The 5,812-nt window shown below is 75.4% G+C and carries 6 protein-coding genes; 4 read left to right on the top strand and 2 right to left on the bottom strand.

The window, feature by feature from the left end; translation table 11 throughout:
- Positions 1-81 precede the first annotated feature (81 nt).
- The gene (locus ACFCV8_RS35205) at positions 82-834 is read left to right on the top strand and encodes a DUF4118 domain-containing protein (protein WP_376689601.1); all 753 of its coding nucleotides are present in this window, start codon (positions 82-84) and stop codon (positions 832-834) included.
- A 17-nt stretch (positions 835-851) separates the two neighbouring features.
- Here ACFCV8_RS35205 and lysA read toward each other — a convergent pair whose 3' ends face one another.
- Entirely contained in the window at positions 852-2,186 is a 1,335-nt protein-coding gene (lysA, locus tag ACFCV8_RS35200) for a diaminopimelate decarboxylase (protein ID WP_376689600.1), read from the bottom strand.
- Between the two features lie 17 nt (positions 2,187-2,203).
- On the bottom strand, positions 2,204-2,581 hold the full coding sequence (locus ACFCV8_RS35195; protein WP_376689599.1) for an SAV_915 family protein: 378 nt from the start codon (positions 2,579-2,581) through the stop codon (positions 2,204-2,206).
- A 288-nt stretch (positions 2,582-2,869) separates the two neighbouring features.
- On the opposite strand from ACFCV8_RS35195, the gene ACFCV8_RS35190 reads away from it, so the two are divergent.
- The 3 genes from ACFCV8_RS35190 (at position 2,870) to ACFCV8_RS35180 (ending at position 5,782) form a co-directional block, all read left to right on the top strand.
- A complete protein-coding gene (locus ACFCV8_RS35190) occupies positions 2,870-3,244 on the top strand; it encodes a hypothetical protein (protein ID WP_376689597.1) in 375 nt (124 codons plus the stop codon).
- Between the two features lie 139 nt (positions 3,245-3,383).
- The gene (locus tag ACFCV8_RS35185; protein ID WP_376689595.1) at positions 3,384-4,496 is read left to right on the top strand and encodes a PLP-dependent cysteine synthase family protein; all 1,113 of its coding nucleotides are present in this window, start codon (positions 3,384-3,386) and stop codon (positions 4,494-4,496) included.
- Positions 4,493-5,782, top strand: a complete 1,290-nt coding sequence (locus ACFCV8_RS35180; RefSeq protein WP_376689593.1) for an MDR family MFS transporter — start codon at positions 4,493-4,495, stop codon at positions 5,780-5,782. Before ACFCV8_RS35185 ends, ACFCV8_RS35180 begins: the two co-directional genes overlap by 4 nt.
- Positions 5,783-5,812: the final 30 nt, after the last annotated feature.

The raw sequence follows: 5,812 nt of genomic DNA, 5'->3' as shown, positions 1-5,812 counted from the left end.
GTCCCGGCGCCCCCACGGGCGCTTCCGGTACCGCTTCGGCCGCCCGAGGAGCATCGTGGAAGACGGACCCAGGAGGCAGGCATGTCCGGTTTCTCCCTGCGGGACAGTGTGGCCGTGGCCGCTGCCCTGGTCTGTCCGCCGGCCGTCGCCGCGCTGCTGGTGCCGTTCCGCACCGATCTCACCAGCGCGAACGCGGCGCTGGTGCTCGTCGTGGTGGTCGTGGCCGTCGCCGCGCTCGGCAACCGGGCGGCCGGTGCGCTCGCCGCGCTGTCGGCCGCCGTCTGGTTCGACTTCTTCCTCGCCCCGCCTTACCAGCGGTTCACCATCACCGGTCGCGACGACCTCCAGACGGCCGTACTGCTGCTGGTGGTCGGCCTGGTCGTCTCGCAGCTCGCGGCCCGGGTCCGGCGGCTGCGCGTGGTGGCCATCACCGACGCGGGCCATCTGACCGCGCTCCACGACACCGCGCAGCTGGCGCGGTCGACGACCTCCCCCGACGCGGTGGTCGACCATGTACGCGGGGAACTGACCCGGCTGCTCGGTCTGCGGAGCTGCCGGTTCGAGTACGGCACGCTGCTGGGCCATCCGCCGCGGCTGGAGCAGGACGGCGACGTGGTCGTGGGCCGACGGGTCTGGGACCTGGAGCGCAAGGGCTGGCCGCCGGAGGAGATCGAGCTGCGGGCGACCGGCAACGGGCACTACTACGGCAGGTTCATGCTCACGCCGGAACCCGGCTCCGGGCCCGCCCCGCTCCAGGCGCGCCTGGTGGCGGTGACCCTGGCCGACCAGGCCGGCGAGGCGATGGCGACGATCGGCACGAAGGGGCACGGCTGACGAGCGGGGCGGGCGGCTCACAGCCCGACGTCGCGGCTCCTGATGTCGGCGAGGGACTCCCGGCGGACCAGCAGCCGGGCGCGGCCGTCCGCGACGGCGACCACCGGCGGGCGGCCCACCGCGTTGTAGCTGGACGCCATGGAGAGGTGATAGGCGCCCGCGACCGGTACGGCGATCAGATCCCCGGGGCGTACGTCGCCGGGCAGGGCCACATCGGCGGCGAGTACGTCGCCCGCCTCGCAGTGCCGTCCGACGACGGTCGCCGTACGGGGCGCGGCCGTGGTCCGTCGGCCGACGAGCCGGGGTGCGTAGCGCGCCCCGTACAGTGCGGGCCTGGGGTTGTCGCTCATCCCGCCGTCCACGGCCACGAAGACCCGCGCGCCGGTCCGTTTGACCGCGAGCACCCGGTAGAGCGCCACACCCGCGGGCCCGACCAGCGCCCGGCCGGGTTCGACGGCGAGCCGGGGCACGGGGAGCCCGGCCCCGGCGCAGCTCGCGGCCAGTTCCCGACGGACGCGGGCGCCGAGGGCGGGGATGTCGAGCGCGGTCTCGCCCGGCCGGTGGGCGACCGCGTGCCCGCCGCCGAGGTCCAGCTCCGGCAGGACGGTGCCGTGCCGGTCGCGGATGCGGGCGAGCAGCGCGACGACCGTGCGCAGTGCGGTGACGTACGGGCCGGGCTCGGTGATCTGCGAGCCGATGTGGCAGTGCAGTCCGACGAGTTCCAGCCTGGGCTGGTCGAGGATCCGGGCGACGGCGTGCTCCGCGCCGCCGTCGGCGACCGACAGCCCGAACTTCTGGTCGTCCGTACCGGTGCGGATCGCCGCGTGGCCTCCCGCGCTGACCCCCGGAACGACCCGGACCAGGACCTTCTGACGGGTGCCCGCCGGCACGGGCGCGGCGATCCGGGCGATCTCCCAGGCGCTGTCGATGACGACCCGGCCGACACCGAGCCGCAGTGCGGCCTCCAGGTCCTGCGGGCTCTTGGCGTTGCCGTGCAGCACGATGCGGTCGGACGGGAAGCCGGCGGCGACGGCGTACTCCAGCTCGCCCGCGGAGCAGACGTCGAGGCCGAGGCCCTCCTCCCGTACCCAGTGCAGGAGGGCGTGGCAGAGGAAGGCCTTGGCCGCGTAGAGGACGTCGGTGTCCGGGAAGGAGCGCAGGTAGGTGCGGCAGCGCTCGCGGACCTCGTGCTCGTCGAGGAGGTAGAGGGGGGTGCCGAAGCGCTCGGCCGCCTTGGCGAGCGGTACGCCGCCCACCGCGACGTCGCCGTCGGGGGCGGGCCGCGCCGAGGCGGGCCAGACGGACAGGTCCGTGCGGGCGGCGGCCGGGCTGGGCGGGACTGCTGTGGTCATGGTGCTCCCTCGGCCGGTCAGGCGGTGGACGTGGCGGACAGCGGCGGTGCTCCGGCCGGTCGTGGTCCCCGCATCGTGCACCGGACGGGCCGCCCGGGAAGCGCGGCGGGGCCGGGGACGGCGAGCAGCGGGTCGATGACGAGTGCGGTGACGCCGAGCGGCGCGGCCAGGGCGCGCACCGCCGGTTCGGAGAGCCGGATCCAGTGCTGCCGCCCGCCGAGGGCCCGGACCAGTTGCCGTTCACCGGTGAAGGCGACGGCGGTCCGCTCCCCCAGCGGTGTGCGGAAGAGGCGGGCGCAGCAGCCCGCCGGTCCTGGCCGGACCGGGACGAACAGCGTCCGGGTCCGGCCGGGCCGAAGGGGGTCGGGGTCCTCGGCGCAGAGGTGGTCGTTCATGGCACTCCTCGTGGGGACGGGCACATCGCCCCGGACCGCCGACGGCCGGGGCACGGTACGACGCTAGGCCGCCCGCGCACCGCCCGGCCCGCCCGTTAGCGGGCCCTTGACCTCGTACGCACCCCTCTTGACGCGCATTTGACGAACGGTCACCGTCCGCTCCCGCGTGGGCGGTGACCGCGCATGGCAAACCGTGAACGTGACTTCATGTGTTCGCGCGGGTACGTTGAGTCAGTGATCGGTGCCGCGCCTCTCCCCCCGGCCCATCGCCGGGTGCGTGGCGGCGGCGTGCTTCTCGCGCTGGTCTGGGTGGCGTTCCATCTGCTGGGCTGTGTGCACAGCCATGCCTCGGCCCTCGGCGCGCACCACGTCCCGATGTACGCGGGCGCGGCCGTCCCGGCCCCCTCCGTCCCTCCCGGCGCCGGTCCGCTCGCGGCGTCGTCCTCCGATCCCGGGCCGTGCTGCCCGGAGTCCGATCACGCGGCGGACTGGTTGCGTACCGACGCGCCGTCCGCCCCGGTGCCGGGCGGGGCACTCGTGGTGCAGTTCCGGGCCTGGTTCCCCGCGGCCGTTCGGCCGGGGTGCGGTACGGCCCGGGCGCCGGATCACGGGCTCGTCGGCGGGCGGTGCGTCCTCACGGCGCTCTGTGTGGCACGGACCTGACAGGACCCGTGCCGCTGCCCGGCCTCTCCCGCCGCTTCGATGCCTGCCGGACCGGTCGCGGGCCGCGGTGCTCCGGCCCCCGATACCCCGATGCCCCGACGGCCGTTTCCGGCCCGGGGCGAGGAGCCGTGACACCCGCATGAACATGTTCCCGTACGCCCCTGCCCCCACGTCCGCCCGGGGGCCCTCCGATCTGGTGGGCCGCACCCCGGTGCTGTGGATCGGTGAGCCCTTCGCCGATGCCGGACGCGGTTTCTGGGCCAAGCTCGAGGGCGCCAACCCCGGCGGCATCAAGGACCGCCCCGGCCTGCACATGGTGGCCCGTGCCCGCGAGCGCGGGGAGCTGGCGCCCGGCGCCCCCGTCGTGGAGTCCTCCAGCGGCACCCTGGGACTGGGGCTGGCGCTGGCCGGCATCGTCCTGGGCCACCCGGTCACCGTCGTCACCGATCCCGGTCTCGAACCGGGCATCCGGCGGGCCCTGACCGCCCACGGCGCCCGGATCGAGACCGTCACCGCCGCGCATCCGACGGGCGGCTGGCAGCAGGCCCGGCGGGAACGGGTGGCCGAGCTGCTCGCCGCGACGCCCGGTGCGTGGTGCCCCGACCAGTACAACAACCCGGACAATGTGGCGGCGTACGCCCCGCTGGCCGCCGAGCTCGTCGCCCAGCTGGGCCGGATCGACGTACTGGTCGCCTCCGTCGGGACCGGCGGCCACTCCGCGGGAATCTCTGCCGCGCTGCGCCGTACGTTCCCCGAGCTGGCACTGATCGGGGTGGACTCCGTCAGTTCGACGATCTTCGGACAGCCGGCCGGTCCGCGTCTGATGCGGGGGCTGGGCTCCAGCATCCACCCCGGCAACGTCGCCCACTCCGCCTTCTCCGAGGTCCACTGGGTGGCCCCGGGCGAGGCCGTCCGCTCCTGCCGGTCGCTGGCCCGCCACGCGTACGCCTCGGGCGGCTGGAGCGTCGGCGCGGTCGCACTGGTCGCGGGCTGGGCGGCCCGCACCCGTCCGGTCGGCACCCGGATCGCCGCGATCTTCCCGGACGGCCCGCACCGCTATCTCGACACCGTCTACAACGATGCCTGGTGCCGGGGGCAGGGGCTCGCGGCTCCTTCGGCGCCGCCGCCGCGGGAGCCGGACGAGATCACCGATCCGGCCGAGCGCGCGGTCACCTCCTGGACGCGCTGCCGCACGGTCACCGGCCCGGCGCCCGTCACCGCCGCGCCCGTCGTCGGGGCGGGTGCGCGATGAGGGGGCTGCGCGAGCGGGTGCGCTCCTTCGAGCCCGGCATCCAGCTGCTGATGGTCAACCAGTTCGGCATCAACCTGGGCTTCTACATGCTGATGCCCTACCTCGCCGATCACCTCGCGCACGGCCTGGGGCTGGCGGCCTGGGCGGTCGGTCTCGTACTGGGCGTACGCAACCTCTCCCAGCAGGGGATGTTCTGGCTCGGCGGGACGCTGGCCGACCGGATCGGCTACAAGCCCATGATCCTGGCGGGCTGCGCGCTGCGGACCGGGGCGTTCGTGCTGCTGGCCTTCGCCGGGAACCTGCCCGCGCTGATCGTCGCCTCCGCCGCCACGGGGCTGGCCGGTGCCCTGTTCAACCCCGCGGTCCGGGCCTGTATCGCCGAGGGCGCCAAAGAGCGCCGGGTGGAGGCGTTCGCCGCCTTCAACGTCTTCTACCAGGCGGGCATCCTGCTCGGCCCGCTCGCCGGTCTCGCCCTGCTCGCCCTCGACTTCCGGGTGGTGTGCGCCGCGTCCGCGACGGTGTTCGGGGTGCTGGCCGTCGTACAGGCGCGGGCGCTTCCCGCGCGGCGTCCGGCGCCGGATCCGGAGCGTGCGGGCGGCTGGCGGGGCGTCGCCACGGACTGGCGGACGGTCGTGGGCAACCGGCCGTTCGTCCTGTTCTCCGCCGCGATGGCCGGTTCGTATCTGCTGGCCTTCCAGACGTATCTCGCCCTGCCGCTCCAGGCCCGGACCGTGCTGGGTGACGGGAACGGTGCCGCGATGGGGGTGGTCTTCGCGGTCTCCGCCCTGGTCGCGGTCGTCGGCCAGCTCCGGCTGACCGACTGGGCGAGGAAGCGGTTCGACCCGGCGCGGGCCATCGCGCTCGGCCTGGCCGTCATGGGTGCCGCTTTCCTGGCGCTGCTGCCCGGCCCGCACCAGGGGGCGGGCGGGTGGCCGGCCGCGCTCGGGCTGATGGGTCTGGTGGTGTGCGCGGCGCTGCTGGCGACGGGTTCCGCGCTGCTGTACCCGTTCGAGATGGACACCCTGGTCCGGCTCTCCGGGGAGCGGCTGGTGGCCACCTACTACGGCGCGTACAGCACGGTGGCCGGGGTCGCGGTCGCCGCCGGGAACCTGGGGGTGGGGGCCCTGTTCGACCTGGCCGCCCGCGCCCACGTGCCCTGGCTGCCCTGGGCCGCGCTCTTCGCGCTCGGCGTGGCGTGCGCGGGCGCGCTGGCGGGGCTGCACCGCACCGGGCATCTGCGCCTCGCCCCGGCCGGCGCACCGGCCGGGGAACCCGCGGCGGCCTGAGCCCGGGGGCTGCCCGGACCCGGCCGGCTC

The sequence above is a fragment of the Streptomyces sp. NPDC056347 genome, from assembly GCF_042262625.1.
Taxonomy (GTDB): domain Bacteria; phylum Actinomycetota; class Actinomycetes; order Streptomycetales; family Streptomycetaceae; genus Streptomyces.
Note: the sequence above shows the minus strand (reverse complement) of the source record. Positions and strands in the feature narration are given on the sequence as shown.

Bases quoted from the DNA above. Each gene is read 5' to 3' on its own strand.
- ACFCV8_RS35205 (WP_376689601.1), top strand. From the start codon at position 82: ATGTCCGGTTTCTCCCTGCGGGACAGTGTGGCCGTGGCCGCTGCCCTG.
- ACFCV8_RS35180 (WP_376689593.1), top strand. From the start codon at position 4,493: ATGAGGGGGCTGCGCGAGCGGGTGCGCTCCTTCGAGCCCGGCATCCAG.
- ACFCV8_RS35185 (WP_376689595.1), top strand. From the start codon at position 3,384: ATGAACATGTTCCCGTACGCCCCTGCCCCCACGTCCGCCCGGGGGCCC.
- lysA (WP_376689600.1), bottom strand. From the start codon at position 2,186: ATGACCACAGCAGTCCCGCCCAGCCCGGCCGCCGCCCGCACGGACCTG.
- ACFCV8_RS35195 (WP_376689599.1), bottom strand. From the start codon at position 2,581: ATGAACGACCACCTCTGCGCCGAGGACCCCGACCCCCTTCGGCCCGGC.